The sequence below is a fragment of the Luteimonas sp. R10 genome (genome assembly GCF_045689605.1).
Lineage (GTDB): Bacteria > Pseudomonadota > Gammaproteobacteria > Xanthomonadales > Xanthomonadaceae > Luteimonas.
In genome coordinates, this window is sequence record NZ_CP141262.1 from 4,295,638 (window position 1) to 4,314,413 (window position 18,776).

10 protein-coding genes are annotated in these 18,776 nt (G+C 70.7%); 5 read left to right on the forward strand and 5 right to left on the reverse strand.

All coding sequences use genetic code 11. The annotated features are described in order from the left end of the window. Positions 1–14: 14 nt before the first annotated feature. Entirely contained in the window at positions 15–1,211 is a 1,197-nt protein-coding gene (locus U3649_RS18835) for an endo-1,4-beta-xylanase (protein ID WP_407352814.1), read from the forward strand. A gap of 199 nt (positions 1,212–1,410) precedes the next feature. Then, entirely contained in the window at positions 1,411–2,460 is a 1,050-nt protein-coding gene (locus tag U3649_RS18840; RefSeq protein ID WP_407352815.1) for an SMP-30/gluconolactonase/LRE family protein, read from the forward strand. Between the two features lie 58 nt (positions 2,461–2,518). Here the strand turns inward: U3649_RS18840 and U3649_RS18845 are convergent, their stop codons facing one another. Continuing rightward, positions 2,519–4,846 (reverse strand): TonB-dependent receptor, encoded by a 2,328-nt coding sequence (locus U3649_RS18845; RefSeq protein ID WP_407352816.1) that lies wholly within the window; start codon positions 4,844–4,846, stop codon positions 2,519–2,521. Between the two features lie 193 nt (positions 4,847–5,039). Here U3649_RS18845 and U3649_RS18850 point away from each other — a divergent pair, with 193 nt between their 5' ends. From U3649_RS18850 to U3649_RS18860, 3 genes are all read left to right on the forward strand, one after another. Further along, positions 5,040–7,169, forward strand: a complete 2,130-nt coding sequence (locus U3649_RS18850) for an alkaline phosphatase D family protein (RefSeq protein ID WP_407354662.1) — start codon at positions 5,040–5,042, stop codon at positions 7,167–7,169. 163 nt (positions 7,170–7,332) lie between these two features. Further along, positions 7,333–9,717 carry a TonB-dependent receptor plug domain-containing protein gene (locus U3649_RS18855; RefSeq protein WP_407352817.1) on the forward strand — a complete coding sequence of 795 codons (2,385 nt, stop codon included), beginning with the start codon at positions 7,333–7,335 and terminating at the stop codon, positions 9,715–9,717. After that, the gene (locus U3649_RS18860; RefSeq protein WP_407352818.1) at positions 9,717–11,015 is read left to right on the forward strand and encodes an aminotransferase class V-fold PLP-dependent enzyme; all 1,299 of its coding nucleotides are present in this window, start codon (positions 9,717–9,719) and stop codon (positions 11,013–11,015) included. Before U3649_RS18855 ends, U3649_RS18860 begins: the two co-directional genes overlap by 1 nt. A 39-nt stretch (positions 11,016–11,054) precedes the next feature. On the opposite strand, the gene U3649_RS18865 is transcribed toward U3649_RS18860, so the two are convergent. The 4 genes from U3649_RS18865 to manD all read right to left on the reverse strand — a co-directional run bounded on the left by U3649_RS18865 (position 11,055) and on the right by manD (position 18,760). Beyond that, positions 11,055–12,530, reverse strand: a complete 1,476-nt coding sequence (locus U3649_RS18865) for a mannitol dehydrogenase family protein (protein ID WP_407352819.1) — start codon at positions 12,528–12,530, stop codon at positions 11,055–11,057. 285 nt (positions 12,531–12,815) lie between these two features. Beyond that, entirely contained in the window at positions 12,816–15,497 is a 2,682-nt protein-coding gene (locus U3649_RS18870) for a glycoside hydrolase family 3 C-terminal domain-containing protein (protein ID WP_407352820.1), read from the reverse strand. Between the two features lie 120 nt (positions 15,498–15,617). Then, positions 15,618–17,336 carry a glycoside hydrolase family 43 protein gene (locus U3649_RS18875; protein ID WP_407352821.1) on the reverse strand — a complete coding sequence of 573 codons (1,719 nt, stop codon included), beginning with the start codon at positions 17,334–17,336 and terminating at the stop codon, positions 15,618–15,620. A gap of 167 nt (positions 17,337–17,503) precedes the next feature. Beyond that, a complete protein-coding gene (gene manD / locus U3649_RS18880; RefSeq protein ID WP_407352822.1) occupies positions 17,504–18,760 on the reverse strand; it encodes a D-mannonate dehydratase ManD in 1,257 nt (418 codons plus the stop codon). Positions 18,761–18,776: the final 16 nt, after the last annotated feature.

Consider the following 18,776-nt stretch of genomic DNA (forward strand, 5'->3'; position numbering starts at 1 on the left):
CACAAGGAGGATCGATGAAAGCGAAACGCCTCCCGGCGAGCCCATGGCCGTTCGCGCTGCTGGCGGTGCTTGTGCTGGCCGGCTGCACGCGGGCCGGCACGCCGGCGGGCGGCTCCGTCGACGGCCCGCCCTCCGCCGGGGCGACCCTGAAGGACGCCTACGCGGGCAGCTTCCTGCTGGGGACGGCCGTCAACGCCGACATCGTCTCCGGCGAGGACGCGAGGTCGCAGGCCCTGGTGCCGCAGCACTTCAACGCCATCACCGCCGAGAACGTGATGAAGGCGGAAGTGCTGCACCCGGAGCCGGGCGTCTGGGACTTCGACGCCGCCGACGCCTTCGTCGCCTTCGGCGAACGGCACGACATGTTCGTGGTCGGCCACACCCTGGTCTGGCACAACCAGACGCCGGAGTGGTTCTTCCAGGACGATGCCGGCCGGCCGAACGCCCCGGAGGCGCAGCTCGAACGCATGCGTGCCTTCATCGCCACCGTGGCCGGGCGCTACGCCGGCCGCGTGGACGCCTGGGACGTGGTGAACGAGATCATCGGCGAGGACGGCGCGTACCGCGACACGGTCTGGACCCGCACCGTCGGCGACGGCGACGCCGTGGTGCGCGCCGCGTTCGAGGCCGCCGCGCGGCATGCCCCGGACGCCGAGCTCTACTACAACGACTTCAACGCCTGGCGCCCGGCCAAGCGCGACGGCATCGTGCGCATGGTGCGGAGGCTGCAGGCCGCCGGCATCCGCATCGACGGCGTCGGCATCCAGGGCCACTGGGGCCTGGACTATCCGAGCACCGAGCACATCGAAGCCGCCATCGACGCCTATGCCGCGCTCGGCCTCAAGGTGATGATCACCGAACTCGACGTCGACGTGCTGCCGCTGACGAAGGAAGGCCAGGTCATCGGCACCGGGCTGCTGCACCCGCAGTTCCAGTTGCCCGAGTTCGAGCGCTTCCTCGACCCCTATGCCGACGGCCTGCCGGCCGAGGTGCAGCAGCGGCTGGCCGATCGCTATGCCGAACTGTTCCGCATCTTCCACGACCGGCGCGATGCGATCCACCGCGTCACCCTGTGGGGCGTGCACGACGGCATGAGCTGGAAGAACGACTACCCGATCGGGCAACGTACCAACTACCCGCTCCTCTTCGATCGCGAGCGGCAACCCAAGAGCGCGCTCGATGCCGTCCTGGCCGTGCCCGCCGAGCGCTGACGCGCGGGACGCGCGGGCAGAGTCGAGGGAGGCGAAGGAGGAGTCGAGACGAAGCGCTTGATCTTCCCTTGCCCCGCCTGCGGGGGAAGAGCCTGCCCCGGGACTCGATCCGGGGTGCCGAAGGCGGATGGGGGACGCGCCGCAGGCGCGTGCTCTACTCCCACACACTACGTCCACCCGCACGCCAAGGAAGTCCGAGATGCGTCCTTTTGCCAAACCTGGTCTCATCCTCCCCGTGATCACCCTGCTCGCCGCCTGCGCAACGCCGACCGATCCGGCGCCCGCCGACGCCACGGTCGGCCGCCTGACCGCGTTCGACCCGTCGTTCCACGCCATCGTCGCCCCCGATGCCCGTATCGAGCGACTCGCCGACGGCTTCACCTGGGCCGAAGGCCCGGCCTGGATCCCCGATGCCGACGGCGACGGCGGCCATCTGCTCTTCACCGACGTCCCGGAGAACAAGCTGTACCGCTGGTCGGAGGCCGACGGCCTCTCGCTCTTCCTAGACCCATCCGGCTACGGCGGCCCGCCCGACGACGCGTTGCGCGAGCCCGGCGCCAACGGCCTGCAACCCGAGCCCGCCGGCACCGTGCTGCTGGCGGACTCGGGCAGCCGGCTCGTCGCCCGCCTCGACCCGGCGACGAAGCGGAAGGTCACGCTCGCCACGCATTTCGAAGGCAAGCGCCTCAACAGTCCCAACGATCTCGTCCGCCGCAGCGACGGCACCGTCTTCTTCACCGACCCGCCCTACGGCCTGAAGGGCCTGGACGACTCCCCGGTCAAGGAACTCGACTTCAACGGCGTCTACCGCCTCGACCCCGACGGCACCGTCCACCTGCTGGACGACGGCCTCGGCTTCCCGAACGGGATCGCCCTCTCGCCCGACGAGCGCACCCTGTACGTCGCCAACTCCGACCCGGAACGCCCGATCTGGATGGCGTACGCCCTCGATGCCGAGGGCGCGGTGCGGGACAGGCGCGTGTTCGCCGACGCCTCGGACCTCGTCGGCGAGGACAGCCCCGGCCTGCCGGACGGCATGGCCGTGGCCGCCGACGGCACGCTGTTCGCCACCGGCCCCGGCGGCGTGCTCGTCTTCAATCCTGCGGGCAAGCGCCTGGGCCGCATCGAGACCGGCACGGCGGTGGCCAACTGCGCCTTCGGCGACGACGGCCGCACCCTCTACATGACCTCGCACGACTCCCTCGCCCGCGTGCAGGTGCGGGCGAGCGGCATGCGCATCCGCGAATAGCGGCGGCGCCGGAAGTGCACCCTGGGAGCCGAAGCGATCCAGGGCGCTTCCCGGCAGGTCAGAAACGTCCGCTGAGCGTCACGCCGTACATCCGCGGCGAGCCTTGGATGAAGGTGGGCGTCCCGAACAGGCGGCCGGTATTGCCGGCGTCGATCAGGTAGTCCTTGTCGGCGAGGTTGCTGCCGTACACGCTCACGTCCCAGCGGCCGTCGCCGAACTGCACGCCGGCGCGCAGGTTGTACAGCGCATAGCCGCCCTGCTCGATCCCCGGCGTGTTGTCGTCCTCGAAATACACCTGCGAACGCCAGTTCCAGCTCGGCCGCAGGTACAGCCGCGCGCCGTTGCCGAGGTCGAAACCGGCATCCAGCCCGGCCGAGGCGCTGTGCTCGGACGTGAGGCGGAAACGGTTGCCGGCCAGTTCCTGCGGATTGCCGTCGTCGTCGGTGTCGTCGAAGGTCGCATCGACGTAGCCGTAGTTGAAGAACGCGGACAGGTTGCGGCTGGCGCGCCACAGCAGCGACAGCTCGGCGCCGTTGGCGGTGGCGTTGCCGCCGTTGGCGGGCACGTAGAGCAGGGTGTCGTCGTCCCGCACCGTGGTCTGGAAGTTCGAGTAGTCGTAGCGGAACACGGCCAGGTCGTAGAGCAGGTGGCCGTCCGCGAAGGCGCCCTTCAGGCCGAGCTCGTAGCTCCACACGATCTCGTCGTCGATCACTTCCGACGAGAACGCGTCCACGTTGATCACGTTCGGCCGGCGCCCGCGCGAGACCGAGACGTAGCCGTTGTGGTCGTCGTCGAAGCGGTAGTCGGCCACGGCGCGCCCGACCAGGCTGCTGAACGACTCGCTGCGCGAGAGGCGGCCGTCGGTCGGCGCGAACAGGATGTTGGTGGGATTGGCCGGATCGGGGCTGCCGCCCAGGCCGGCCAGGCCGAGATAGCTCGGCACGCCGAAGTAGTCGGCCTGGTAGCCCGCGGTCACGTCCTCGTGCGTGCCGCGCAGGCCGAGGGTGAGGTTCAGCCGGTCGGTGGCGGCGAAGGTGCCGTCGGCGAAGAACTCCCAGGCGTCGGTCTCGCCGAAGTTGGCGTACTGCTCCTCGTGGAAGGGCTTGAGCGGCACCACCACGCCGGGCGCGAGCGGCAGCATGTCGACCGTGGTGTTCGGGGTGCCGTCGGGCAGCAGCGGCGGGATGCCCAGGCCGACCGCCGGCAGCGTGACGAAGCTGCGTTCGTCGGCGCGGAACGGCACGCGCTGGCTGCCGTTCTCGTGGAACCAGGACACGCCGGCGAAGCCGGTGAAGCGGCCGCCGCCGTCGTAGTTGAAGCGGAACTCCTGGCTGAGCTGGCGGCCCTCGGCGATCTCGGCGAACTCCAGCGCGTAGATCTGCGCACCGTCGGCGTCGAACTCCTCGGCGGAGTCGAAGTCGCGCCAGCCGGTGATGGTGGTCAGCGACCACGCCGGGCCCAGCGCGAAGTTGCCGAGCAGGGTCGCGCCGCGCACGGTGCGGTCCAGGCCGAGCGCTTCGCCGCGGTTGAGGTCGGCGGTGCGGTCGAGCACGTCCAGGCTGCCGGTGCGGGTCGGGATCGAACCGCTGCGGAAGGCGGTGCCGGGCGGCGTGTCCTTCTGCCAGTTGAGGATCAGGTCGAGGGTATCGGTCTCGCGCAGGTCGAGGCGGAAGCTGGCGCGGATGGCCTGGGTGTCCTTGCCGTTGAGGTCGCCGCCCGACAGGTTGTCGACGAAACCGTCGCGTTTTTCGTGGTACACGGCGACGCGGCCGTACAGCTTGTCCTCCACCAACGGCGTGTTGGCGTAGCCGGTGAACAGGGTGGCGGATTCGTTGCCGGCACCGACGGTGAAGCCGGCCTCGGTGCCGTTGAACGCCTTGTTCTGGATCAGGTGCACCGCGCCGATCTGCGCACCGCGGCCGAACAGCGTGCCCTGCGGGCCGCGCAGCACCTCCACCCGCTCCAGGTCGAACGGCTGCACGATCGAGCCGCGCGACTTGGAGATCGACACGCCGTCCTGGAACACCGACACCCGCGGCTCGACGTTCGCCTCGCCGCTGTCGGAGGTGATGCCGCGGATCACGAAGCCGGGGTTGTTCGGGCTCTGCTCCTGCACCACCAGCCCCGGCACCAGATGGCCGATATCGGAGAATTCGCGGACGTTGTAGTCCTGCAGGAACTCGCCCGAGTACGCGCTGATCGCGATCGGCACCTCGCTCACCTGCTGTTCGCGCTTCTGCGCGGTGACCACCATCGTGTCCAGGTAGGCGATCTCTTCCGACGCGTCCGCGCCGGGCACGGCCTGCGCGGCGACGGCGTACGGCAGCGCCGCGGCCACGAGGCCGAGATGCAAGGCGAGCGCGAGCGGATGGCGGCGGTGCGGCATGCGTGTTTCCCCTGAGGTGGTGCCCGGACGGGCGAGGACGAACCAAAGCCCGCTAGCCTCGGCAGCCCGCGTTGCAGCGGCATGACATGGACGCGTCGTCGCGGTGACGCGGCGGCGGCCATGTCAACGCACGGTCATCTGCACGCCGTATCAATGCGCGCTTTCCGGCAACGCGGAACCACCCGTGCACACGATGAATCGCCGCCGCTTCCTCGAGATCGTTGCGGTCACCGCCGCCGCGGCCGCCGTGACGCCTGCCGGTCGCGTGCTCGCGGCGATGGCCGCCGATGCGGTGCGCATCTCGCGTCCGCATTTTCCGCAGTCGGTCGCCTCCGGCGATCCGCGCCCGGACCGCGTGCTGCTGTGGACCCGGGTGGCGGCCGAACGCCTGCCGCACGCGTTGCGCGTGCAGGTGGCCGAGGACCCGGCGTTCACCGCGCTCCGGCTCGATCGCGAGATCGCCGTGCCGGACGACAGCGACGGCTGCATCAAGCTGCGCGTCGACGGGCTGGAGGCGGCGCGCACGTACCACTACCGCTTCCTCATCGCCGATGGGGCCGGCTTCTTGTCCTCGCCGCATGGGCGGACCCGCACCGCGCCCGCCGCGGACGCGGACGTACCGCTGCGGTTCGCGTTCCTCAGCTGCCAGGACTACGGCGGGCGCTGGTACAACAGCCTGTTGCCGCTGCTGGAACAGGAGCTGGATTTCGTCCTGCACCTGGGCGACTTCATCTACGAGACCGTGGGCGATCCGCAGTTCCAGAGCCGTGGCGGCGACCGCGCCATCGCGTTCGAGGACCGTGCCGGCGCCATCGAACTGGGCGACGCGGGGGCCGGTTTCCAGGCCGCGCGCAGCCTGTCCAACTACCGCCAGCTGTACCGCACCTTCCGCGGCGACGAAGCGCTGCAGGCGCTGCTCGAACGCGCGCCGCTGGTCGCGATCTGGGACGACCACGAGTTCTCCGACGACTGCTGGCAGGACGTGGGCACCTACCGCGACGGCAGCACCGACGAGCGCGACCGCGAACGCCGCCGCAACGCCGAGCAGGCGTACTTCGAATACATGCCGGTCGACCTGGACTTCGGCCAGGCGCCGCTGCCGGTCGACCGCGGCGGGTTGTTCCCCAACGCGCAGCTGTGGCGCGGCCTGCGCTTCGGCCGCGCGCTGGACCTGGTGCTGACCGACTACCGCAGCGCCCGCCCGGACCACCCCATTCCCGAGGACGCCTTCCCCGGCGCCGTGGTCTACGACCGCGCCGCGCTGGAGGCGCGCCTGCCGAAGCTCGGCATGGATTACGCCACGCTGGCGCCGTCGCTGGTGCCCTACGTCGACCTGGCCGCGCCGGAACACCGGGCGCTGCGGGAAGCGACGCGCCTGGCCGTCGCGCAGGCTTACCGGGACGCCGGGCAGGCGCCCGCGGCGGCCGGGGAGCGCGCAACGGCCGCCACAGCGGGCCCGATGGCGCTGCCCGTACTGGCGCGGTTCCTGGCCGCCTACAACGCCGCCGCACCCGCGGAGGCGCAGGTCGCGCCACCGCCGGCCGAAGGGTTGGACCGCGGCCTGCCCTGGCTGGCGCTGGGCAAGACCCAGCTGTTCGGTTCGCTCGGCGCGCGCTACCTGGTGGTGAAGGATGGCTACGACCTGTTCGCCGCGCTGCGCGCGCTCGACGGGATGCCCAGCGCCTACGGGGTTGCGCAGCGCGCGTGGCTGGAAGAACGCCTGCGCGGCAGCGACGCGCGCTTCAAGGTCGTGGCCAGTTCGGTGTCCTTCACTTCGCTGGTGCTGGACCTGGCACGGCCGGAGATCGCCGCGCCCGAGTCGATGCGGCGCCGCTTCTATCTCAACGTCGACCACTGGGACGGCTTCCCCGTCGAGCGCGAACGGCTGATGGCGGACCTGTTCGATCCCGCCGGCGGGGTGATCCTGCTCTCGGGCGACATCCATGCCGGCTTCGCCACCCAGCACAGCGCGGGCACGGTCGAGTTCACCGCACCGGCGGTGTCCTCGGAGACGCTCAAGGGCATCCTCGCGCGCAGCAGCGAAGGCGACGGCGAACAGGCCGCGGCCGGCAGGCGCATGGTCGCGATGCTGGAACGGCTTTTCGCCGACGGCTTCGCCCCGCTGCGCTACGTACAGACCGAACGCCACGGCGTCGGCGTACTGTCGATCGACGGCGCCCGGGTGGAGGCGACCTTCCACGAGCTGCCCGACGACGTCTGCCGCGCGCGGCTCTACGACACGCCGGAGGCGCTGCGGTCGCGCGCGCGCACGCAGCGCTTCGCCCTCGATCGCGCCGACATGCGGTTGCGGACAGTCGGTTAGTCGACGCGTCCGGCGCGCGTCCGATCGACCGCAGGCGGTGCCACTCCGGCCGCCCCGTCGTCTTATCGCTGACATGTCCGGACCCGATCATGCTCGCGCACGGACGCACTGGCTCTCTCGAGCTCGTGCGTCTTTTTTTTGCGTCATCCCACCCGGAGTCCCGATGAAGTACAACGCACTGGCCGCAGCGGCGCTGCTGGCCCTGTTTCCGCTCGCCCCGAATTCCGCCCGGGCCCAGTCCGCGTCCGCGACGGCCGACGACGTGACCTCGCTCGACGCGATGGTCGTCACCGGATCCCGCGGGTCCAGCCGCACGCAGTTCGACACCCTGGTGCCGGTGGACGTGTTCGGTGCCGAGGAGATCCAGGCGGTCGAGAGCGCGGACCTCAACGACGTGCTCGCGCAGCTGGTGCCGTCGTTCGTCGTCCAGCGCCTGCCGATGGCCGACGGCCTGGTGTTCGTGCGCCCGGCTTCGCTGCGCGGGCTGTCGCCGGACCATGCGCTGGTGCTGGTCAACGGCCGCCGTTTCCATCGCACCGCCCTGCTCGGCTCGCGCGGCGCGCAGGCGCCGGACCTGTCGCAGATCCCGACCGCGGCGATCGAGCGCATCGAGGTCCTGCGCGACGGCGCATCCGCGCAGTACGGGTCCGACGCCATTGCCGGCGTGATCAACATCATCCTCAGCGACGATGTCGGCACCGAGCTCACCGCCCAGCTGTCCGAGTACGCCGAAGGCGACGGTTTCACGCAGCAGTACGGCGCCCGCCACGGCATCGCGCTGGGCGATTACGGCCACCTGTCGATGTTCGCCGAGATCGCGAGATCCGACGCCACCTCGCGCACCCGCCAGCGCGCGGACGCGATCGCCTTCCAGCAAGACCACCCGGAACTGGACGTGCCCGACCCGGTACAGCGCTGGGGCCAGCCGGACCTGGAGAGCGTCCGCGGCGGCTTCGACGCCAGGATCCCGCTGACGCAGACCGTCGCCCTGTACGGCTACGCCCTGCTCGGCACGAGCGAGGGCGTCAGCGATTTCAACTGGCGCAATCCCGATGGCACCGCATCGGTCTACAGCGACACCGACGTGTTCCCGGACTGGAACGCGTCCGAGGTCTATCCGGTCGGCTTCTCGCCGCGCTACGGCATGGAGCAGGAGGACCTGCAGACCGTCGTCGGCCTGAGCGGCGAGTTCAATCCGGACTTCACCTGGGACGTCAGCGCGTCCTACGGCAGCAACGACATCGACTTCTTCCTCGACGATTCGATCAACGCATCGCTCGGCCCGGAGAGCCCGACCGGATTCTGGCTCGGCCGCCTGTCGCAGGACGAACTCGACTTCAACGCGGACTTCGTCTATGCGTGGGCGGTCGACGCGCTGCCGCTGCCGGTCAACATCGCCTTCGGCGCCGAGCACCGCACCGAGACCTACGGCATCACCGCGGGAGACCCGGCGTCCTACGCCGTCGGTCCCGGCGCCGTGGCGGGGCTGGCGCCCAATTCCAACGGCGCGCCCGGCTTCAGCACGCAGCAGGCGGGCGAATGGGACCAGACCTCCCGCGCCGCCTACCTCGACGTGGAAGTGCCGCTGACGGAGCGCTGGAACGTCGGCGCCGCCGCGCGCTACGAGGACTATTCCGAATTCGGCAATTCGCTCGACGGCAAGTTGTCGAGCCGTTTCGAGTTCAACGACCATGTGGCGCTTCGCGGCTCGGTCTCCACCGGCTTCCGCGCCCCGACCCCCGGCCAGCTGTACGCCACCAGCACCACCCAGGGCCTGGACACCAACACCCTGCAGGTCTTCACTTCCGGCCGGCTCTCGCCCAGCGATCCGATCGCGCGGATGCTCGGCGCCACGCCGCTGACGCCGGAGGAGTCGAGGTCGGTCACGGCCGGCCTGGCCTGGCAGTCCGGCAACGGGTTCTCGGGCTCGGTCGACCTCTACGACATCGAGGTCACCGACCGCTTCTCGACCTCGCAGAGTTTCCAGATTCCCGAAGGCGTCCCCAATCCCAACCAGTACACCTCCGTCAGCTTCTTCACCAACGACTTCGACACCACCACCCGCGGCATCGACGTCGTCGCGACCTGGCGGGGCAGCCTCGGACCCGGACGCCTCGGCACGACCCTGGCCTGGAACTACAACAAGACCGAAGTGGACGGCGGCGACACCGGCGTGGCCAGCAACGAGACCCAGCGGGTGGTCTTCGAGCGGCGCATCCCGCGCCAGAAGGCGACCTGGACCAACACCTGGGAGCAGGGCGACTGGAGCCTGCTGGGCCGCGTCCGCCACTACGGCTCGTGGACGGATTCGTCGGGCAATGCCGACGGCGACATCTTCCAGCGCTTCGGCGCCGAGACCTTCCTCGACCTCGCCGTGAGCTGGCGGGCCACCGAGATGCTGACGCTGCGCGCGGGCGCCGACAACGTGCTCGACAGCTATCCGGACGAGGCGACGTTCCAGGCCAGCCGCGGCCTGATCTACTCGCGCAACGCGCCTTACGATACCGACGGCCGCAACGTCTACGCGCAACTCCGGGTGGCGTTCTGATGCAGGCCTCGCGGCGCCGGCTGTTGCGCGCCACCGGACTGGCGCCTTTGGCGGCACTGCCGGCCGCCCCGGCCGGTGTCGCGGGTGCCGACCTGCCAGTGCCAACACCGTCGGGGCCGCCGGAACGGCTGGCGCGCGACGAGGCGCACTGGGGCGGCGTGGCGCGGCTCTACGACGTCACCCGCGAGGTCGCCCAGCTCGACAACGGCTTCTTCGGCTCGATGGCGCGCGCGACCATGGCGCGCTACCGCGACGCCCTGCAGCAGGTGAACCATGGCAACGCGTACTTCGCGCGGCAGGACTACCCGGCGGTCCATCGCAGGCTGGCCGCGACACTGGCGGCCGCGCTCGGCGTCGATGCCGACGAAATCGTCCTGACCCGCGGCGCCACGGAAGCGCTGCAGGCCCTCATCGGCGGCTACAACCGCCTGCGCCCGGGCGACGCGGTGCTGCACGCCGACAGCGACTACGACAGCATGATCACCGCGGTGCGCTGGCTGCACCGGCGCCGCGGCGTCGACGTCGTATCGATCGACCTGCCCGTGCGGCCGCAACGCCAGCAGATCCTGGACGCCTACGCCCGGGCGCTGCGCGACCATCCGCGCGTGCGCATGATGCTGCTCACCCACGTCAGCCATCGCAACGGACTGGTGCTTCCGGTGCGCGAGCTGGCGGAGATGGCGCGCGCCGAAGGCGTCGACGTGATCGTCGACGCCGCGCATTCCTGGGGCCAGCTGGATTTCGAGCTGCCCGAACTCGGGGCCGACTTCGCGGGCATCAACCTGCACAAGTGGATCGGCGCACCGGTCGGCACCGGCGCGCTGTACATCCGCAGGCCGCGCATCGGCGACATCGACCCCTACATGGGCGAGCCGGATCCGCACGGCGCCGTCCACGCGCGCGTCCATACCGGCACCGCCAATTTCGCGGCCTACATGGCGCTGCCGACGGCGCTGGAGCTGCACCGGCGCATCGGGCCCGCGCACAAGGAGGCGCGCGTGCGCTATCTGCGCGACCGCTGGGTGGACCAGGTCCGCGACCTCCCCGCACTGGAGATCCTGACGCCCGACGACCCGGCGCTGCACGGCGCGATCACCTCGTTCCGGTTGCGGGGCCAGACCGGCGTTGAGGCCAACAAGGCGCTCGCCCGCCGGCTGCACGACCGGTTCGGCGTCTTCACCGTGCACCGCGCCGGCCTGGCCAGCGGCGCCTGCGTGCGGGCGACACCGGCGATCTTCACCTCGGCCGACGAGGTGGATCGGCTGGCGAAGGCGTTGCGGGTGCTGGCTGCGGCATAGCGCGCCTGCCCTGGAGCGCGCGCATGCGCAGGACGGGTGCTACGCATCCATGCTTGCGCAGGCGGCGTCGAGTGCATGCGCCACCGCCGAAGGGCTGGCGTCACCGAGCGCGGCGTAGGCCCTGCGCAAGGCCTCGGCGAACCCGGCATTGCCCGACACCGGAGCGAACACCGCGTCGAGGACGAGAAACGCGGCGGCATCGTCCCGCGCGTCGCCGGTCGCGGCGCGCCCGACCTCCCGCAAGGTCGCGTCCAGCGGATCGACCAGCGCGACGCCGGCGCGTGCCTGTCGGCACACGAACCGCATCCAGGCGGCCACCGGCAGGCACAACCGGTCGACCGGGCGGCCGTCGGCGAGCGCGTCGGCGATGGTGCCGAGGATGCGCACCGGCAGTTTCTGCGAACCGTCCCAGGCGATCTGCGAGAGCAGGTGGCGGATGTCCGGGTTGCGGAAGCGGGCGAGGATGGCGTCGACGTAGGCCTGCGGGTCGAAGCCGCGCGGTGCGTCGAGGGTGGGGACGATGTCCTCGCGCATCAGGCGTTCGACGAAACCGGCCAGGGCCGGCTGGCGCATGGCGTCGGCGACGGTCTCGATGCCCATCAGCGAGCCGAGATAGGCCAGCGCCGAGTGCGGGCCGTTGAGCAGGCGCAGCTTGGCACGGTCGTAGCCGGCGATGTCGTCGCTGATGGTGGCGCCGGCGCGCTCGAAAGCCGGGCGGGCGTTGCAGAAATGGTCCTCGATCACCCACTGGGCGTAGGGTTCGCGCTGCACCGGCCAGGCGTCGGTGCAGCCGAGATGCGCGGCGACGCGCTCGCGCAGGGCGTCGTCGGTGGCGGGGGTGATGCTGTCGACCATCGAGCGCGGGAAGGCGACCTCGGTTTCGATCCAGCGCGCGAGGTCCGGATCGAACGCCTGCGCGTACTGCAGCGCGGCGCGGCGCAGGCGGCCGCCGTTGTCGGCGAGGTTGTCGCAGCTGAGCACGGTGTACGGGGCGGTGCCGGCGGCGCGGCGCAGGGCCAGGCCGGCGACGACGTAGCCGATCGCGCTTGCCGGCGCCTGCGGGGCGGCCAGGTCGTGGGCGATGTCGGGATGGGCGAGGTCGAGGGCGTCGCCGGACAGGCGGTAGCCCTTCTCCGTGATCGTCAGGCTGACCAGGCGGACGGCGGGGTCGGCCAGGCGTGCAAGCACGGCCTGGGACTCTTCGCGTGCGCACAGCAGCTCGCGGATCGCGCCGATCACGCGCAGGCTCGGGTGGCCGTCGAGCAGGGCCAGCGTGTACAGGCCGTCCTGCGGGCGCAGGGCGTCGCGGACGTCGGCGCTGCGCAGGGAGACGCCGCAGATGGCCCAGTCCGGGTCGTCGGCGAGCAGGTCGTCGATATACACGGCCTGGTGCGCGCGATGGAAGGCGCCGGCGCCGATGTGGACGATGCCGATGCGGGTGTTGCCGCGGTCGTAGGTGGGGCGGGTCACGTCGGGCGGTATCGTGGCGAGCGCGACTTCATTGAGGCGGGGCATGGCAGGAGCGGGATCGGTCATCAGTGCTGCGTCTCCAAGATGATCTTTCAGCCGCCGTCTCAGCGGAAGGCTGCTCTTCCTTCTCACTCCGGGAGAAGGTGGCGCGTAGCGCCGGATGAGGGTACGGCGAAGGCGCAGGCAACTGAATCATCGCGGCGTCTCCGTACCCTCACCCCAACCCCTGCTCCGCGCCCCAGCCCGCGCCAGCGGCGCGGGCGCTCCGGCGCACGCGCGCCAATGGCGCGCAAGCCGTGCGCCGTCGCCCCGAAGGGAGAGGGGCTAGAGCTACTCGGCGCTTACGGTGAAGCGCTCTTCCACGCGGATGTCCGCACTCGATGCGCCGACCTGCACTTCGTAATCGCCCGCGTCGACCGCATAGGCCCCGGCTTCCTCGTCGTAGTGCTTCAGATCGGTTTCGGGAGTGAACGTGAACGCCACGGTGCGCGCCTCGCCGGGTTGCAGGTGGATGCGCTGCACGCCGCGCAGCTCTTTCAACGCGCGCTCGCGCTGCGGCTCCAGCGAACGCAGGTACAACTGCACGACCTCGTCGCCGGCGCGCTTGCCGGCGTTGCGCACGTCGACCTGCACGGTCAGCGCGTCGTCGGGAGCGACGGGATCGCCATCGCGGTCGATGCGCAGGTTGGCGTAGTCGAAGCGCGTGTACGACAGCCCGTGGCCGAACGGGTACAGCGGTTCGCCTTGGAAGTAGCGATAGGTGCGGCCGACCATGGCGTAGTCGTCGAAGGCGGGCAGTTGCTCCTCCGCCTTGTAGAAGGTCACCGGCAGCCGGCCGGCGGGATTGGCATCGCCGAACAACACGTCGGCGACCGCGTTGCCGCCACGCTGGCCCGGGTACCAGGCCAGCAGGATCGCGGACAGGCTGTCCTGCGCCCAGTCGATGGCCAGCGCCGAGCCGGTGGTGAGCACCAGGACGACGGGCTTGCCGGTGGCGTGCAGCGCCTCGAGCAGCTTGCGCTGGGGGGCGGGCAGCCGCAGGTCGGTGCGGTCGCCGCCGGCGAAGCCGGGATAGCTGACGTCCATTTCCTCGCCCTCGACGTCGCCGGTGAGGCCGCCGACGAAGACCACGACATCGGCCCCACGGGCCGCTTCGAGCGCTTCCTCGAACGGCGGCTTGGCGCCGGGCATGCGCCATGCCAGGCGCACGCCGGCGTCGCGCTCGGCCTCGTAGTATTCCAGCCGCAGGTCGTAGGCGCGATCCGCCTCCAGGTCGAGGGCGACGCTGTCGCCGGCCAGGCGTTCGGTGCCGGTCCAGCGTTCCAGCACCGGCTCGCCATCGAGGAACAGGCGGAAGCCGTCGTTGGCGGCCACGTCCAGCTCGTAACGGCCGCTCACCGGCGGCAGCAGCTGCCCGCTCCAGCGCACGCTGAAGTCGTCGCCGGCCAGCGCCTGCGCCGGGGTGACCTGGCCGCGCGCGGCCAGGTCGTCGGTGGGTGCGCCGCGGTCCCAGCGAAAACCGACCTGCGCATCGACGCGGGTGAGCACGGGTTCGCCGGCCAGCTCGCGACCGCGGAAATACTCGCCGCGCAGGCCGCGCTCCGCCGAATCCGGCGCCGGGCGCAGGTACCGCGGTTCGATCAGCGGCGCGGCGGCCGGGTCTTCGCGGCCCTCCACCAGGTCGGCGCCGCGCGCGTGGATCACCTCGGCGTCCGGCAGCGCCTCGCGGATGCCCCGCAGTACGGTGACGGGATCGGCAGGCGTGCCGTAGTAGTTGCCGAGCAGCGCCATGGTGTCGTCCGCGGTCGGACCGATCACGGCCACGCGGCGCAGGTCCTTCGACAGCGGCAGCAGGCCATCGTTCTTCAGCAATACGATCGATTCCTGTGCGGCACGGCGCGCCAGGGCGTCATGTTCGGGCGACTGGTTCACTGCATACGGAACCTGCGCCCACGGCACCAATTCGGGCGGATCGAACATGCCGAGGCGGAAGCGCGACGCCATCAGCCTCGTCAGCGCCTCGTCGAGTTCGGCCTCGGTGATCAGCCCGTTGCGCACCGCGGCCGGCAGCGCCTTGGCATAGCTGTGGCCGCAGTTGAGCTCGGTGCCGTTCTTGACCGCGAGCGCGGAGGCCTCCTCGACGGTGGCGACGATCCTGTGGTTCTTCCAGATGTCCTCGACTGCCCAGCAGTCGGACATCACGTAACCGTCGAAGCCCCAGTCGCGGCGCAGGATGTCCTGCAGCAGGAACCGGCTGGCGCTGGCCGATTCGCCGTAGACGCGGTTGTAGGCGCCCATCACCGCGGCCACCTGCCCTTCCTGCACCAGCGCCTGGAAGGCGGGCAGGTAGGTCTCGTACAGGTCGCGCTTCGACGGGTGCACGTCGAAGTGGTGGCGGTCGGCCTCGGGGCCGCTGTGCACGGCGAAGTGCTTGGCGGTGGCGTCGAGCTTGCGGTACGGCGTGTCGACCCCGGCGTCGCCGGCGCCGTCGCCCTGCAGTCCGCGCACGAAGGTCACGCCCATGCGCGCGGTGAGGAACGGATCCTCGCCGTAGGTTTCCTGGCCGCGGCCCCAGCGCGGGTCGCGGAAGATGTTGATGTTGGGCGACCAGAAGGTCAGGCCCTGGTAGCGGCCGCGCTGGCCGCGGGCGGCGAACTCGTGGTGCTTGGCGCGGGCCTCGTCGCCGATGGCATGGGCGACTTCGGCCATCAGGTCCGTGTCGAAGGTCGCAGCCAGGCCGATCGCCTGCGGGAACACGGTGGCGCCGCCGGCGCGGGCGACGCCGTGCAGGGCCTCGTTCCACCAGTCGTAGGCGGGCACGCCCAGACGCTCGATGGCCGGGGTGTCGTGCTGCATCTGCGCGGCCTTTTCCTCGAGCGTCATCCGCGACACGAGTTCGGCGGCGCGTTCCTCGAAGCTGCGGCCGGAGTCGCGCCAGGGGGCCGCGGATTCCGGTTCGTCGGCGTCGTCGGCCGCGCATGCAGGCAATACGAGTGCGCAGGCAAGCAACATGCCGGCTGCCAAGGTTCCACGCGCGGTGATGGCGGATACTCTCCGCCCGTCATTCCCGCGAAGGCGGGAATGACGGGGGAAGAAGTCGATTGCCCGGATGATTCCAGCTTCTCATTTCACTCACCTCTCGTGGTTCTGCGTGATGCGCGCATGCGGCCCGAGCACGGCGCCGATGAAGCCGCCGGCCACGTCGGTGCTGAGCAGGGTGCCGTCCTGCCCCCGGGCCAGCCATTGCCAGCCCTGGCCGGCATCGAAGCCGAAGGCGTAGTCGCCGCCATCGCCCTCGATCTTCAGAAGCAGCGTGTCCGTGGCGGGCAAGGCACGGGTGGCGACGACCTGCCTGCCTGCATGGCTGCTCTTTTCCAGGAACAGTTCGATGTGCCCGCCCTCGGCATCGCCTTCGCCACCGCCCTCGCCGACGGGCTCGGCCACACGGCGCGCGCCGAGGAAGTACCAGTGGGTCTCGTTCTGGAATGCGGCGATGCCGGCCTCGGTACCCGCCTCCGCCGGCACCTGCAGTGCGGTGCCGGCCTCGAAGGCGAGATGCTGCTGCCGACGCGCGAGGAACGCGGGGTTGCGCAGCGTGTCCAGGCCTTCGGCCAATGGTTCGATCGCCAACCGGCCGGGATGGCTGGCCAGGTCCGCCCATGCCTGCTTCGGCACCCGCACGAACATCCACTCGCGGCCCAGCTCCGGCGTATCGAACTCGTCGCGCCAGGTGAAGTTGCCCGTCGATGGCGCCTGCGAGGCGCGGCGCGACAGGAATGCCGGGCCGGGGGCGACATAGGGAATCTCGAGGCCATGGTCGAGGATCGTCGGCCACCCGTCCTTCCATTCCACCGGCAGCAGGAAGGTCTCGCGGCCGGTGTTGTAGTGCACGCCGCCGTAGTTGCGGCTGGCGAGGAACGTCGCCCACCAGTTGCCGTCGGGGGCCTGCACCAGGTCCGCATGCCCGGCGTTGGTGACCGGATGGGCACGGTCGGCGGGCAGGTCGCGCTGGGTGAGGATCGGATTGCGGCCGTAGGGCACGTACGGGCCCCACACCTCGCGGCTGCGCAGGACCACCTGCGAATGCTGCGGGCCGGTGCCGCCCTCGGCGCAGTTCAGGTAGTACCAGCCGTCGCGCCGGTAGATGTGCGGGCCTTCGATCCAGATCGGATTCGCGGACGGGTCGACGCCGCCGTCGACCAGCACCCTGCGCGGCCCGACCGGCTGCAGCTTCGCGATGTCGAAGGCCTGCATCCAGATCGCACGATGGCCGTCGTAGCGCGGTTCGCCCGCGGGCGGACCGTTGTTGAGCAGGTAGGCCTGGCCGTCGTCGTCGAAGAACAGCGACGGGTCGATGCCGTCGACGGTCGGCAGCCAGACCGGGTCGGACCATGGCCCGGCGGGGTCGGTGGCGGTGGCGATGAAGTTGCCGCCGCTGTCCACCGCGGTGTTGACCACGTAGAAGGTGCCGTCGTGGTATTCGATCGCCGGCGCGAACACCCCGCGCGACATGCCCAGGCCGTCGAAGTCGAGCATGCCGGGACGATCGATCACGTGCCCGATCCGGTTCCAGTGCACCAGGTCCTCGCTCTCGAACACCGGGATGCCGGGAAAGTAGGCGAAGCTCGAGTTCACCAGGTAGAAGCGGTCGCCCGCGCGCGTGATGCTGGGGTCCGGGTGGAAGCCGGCCAGGATCGGATTGCGATAGTGGCCTTCGGGCAGCGGGGTCCCGAAGGCGATGTCGCGGCCTGTGTATTCGAACCAGTCGAAGAGGACGGGTGCCGGCTCCGCGGGTTGCACCGCAAGGACCGGCGTCGCCAGCGCGACGGAAAACAGCGCGACCGCTGCCATCGGCCGCACGAGAGCCACTGCGCGGCGGCGTTGCCGGCGATCGAGGCCGGCAACCCGTAGGAGCGGCTTCAGCCGCGCCCCCATGCCGACAATGCCGGTCGCGGCTGAAGCCGCTCCTACAGGGTTCCCTGCGGACGTTCGTGCCGGGGCTTTCGCGGGCATGCGCGTCACCAGTCCCACATCGTGCCGTCTTCCAGCCGCGCGACCGGCAGCTGTTTCGGCGCATAGGGGAATTTCGCCGCCAGCGCCTCGTCGATGTCGACGCCGTGGCCGGGTGATTCGCCGCAGTGCAGGCGCCCGTCCCGGAACGTGTAGTCGTGCGGAAACACCGCATCGGTCTCGTCCGAGTGGAACATGTATTCCTGGATCCCGAAGTTCGGCACCCAGGTATCGAAGTGCAGCGCCGCGCCCATGCACACCGGCGACAGGTCGGTGGCGCCGTGGAAACCGGTGCGCACCTGGTGCAGCGCGGCGAAGTCGGCCAGTCGGCGCACGTGGGTGATGCCGCCGCCGTGGACGATCGTGGTGCGGATGTAGTCGATCAGCTGCCGCTCGATCAGGTGCTTGCAGTCCCAGATCGAGTTGAACACCTCTCCCACCGCCAGCGGAGTGACCGAGTGTTTGCGGATCAGCCCAAAGGATTGCTGGTGCTCCGCCGGCGTCGCGTCCTCCAGCCAGAACAGCCGGTACGGCTCGAGGTCGCGGGCCAGGCGCGCGGCTTCGATCGGCGTCAGGCGATGGTGCACGTCGTGCAGCAGCTCGATGTCGTTGCCGTGGTCGGCGCGCAGGCGCTCGAACAGCTTCGGCGCGGTCTCCAGGTACTTCGGCGTGGACCAGACGGTCTCGGCCGGCAGCTCGCTCTCGGCCGGCTCGTAGGCCTTGCCGCTGGAGATGCCGTAGGCCTTCTTGACGCCGGGCACGCCGCACTGCGCGCGCACCGCGCGGAAGCCCTGTTCGATGAAGCGTCCCACCGCCTCGCTGGCCTCGCCGACATCGCGGCCGTTGGCGTGGCCGTAGACCAGCGCGCCCTCGCGCGAGCGCCCGCCGAGCAGCCGGTACAGCGGCAACCCGGCCATCTTGCCCAGGATGTCCCACAGCGCCACGTCCACCGCGGCGATCGCGGTCATCGTCACCGGGCCGCGGCGCCAGTACGCGCCGCGGTACAGGAACTGCCAGGTGTCCTCGATGCGGCCGGCGTCGCGGCCGATCAGGTTCGGCGCCACGTGCTCCTGCAGGTAGGCGGCGACCGCGAGCTCGCGGCCGTTGAGGGTGGCGTCGCCCAGGCCGGCGACGCCCGAGCGGGTCGTGATCTTCAGGGTGACGAAGTTGCGCCCCGGGCAGGTCACGATGACCTTGGCCTCGACGATCTCGCGCTCGCGCGACGAGCCCTGCTCCGGGTGTCCGGGTTCCGGCGTCTGGTTCATGGGGTGTCGTCCGTGG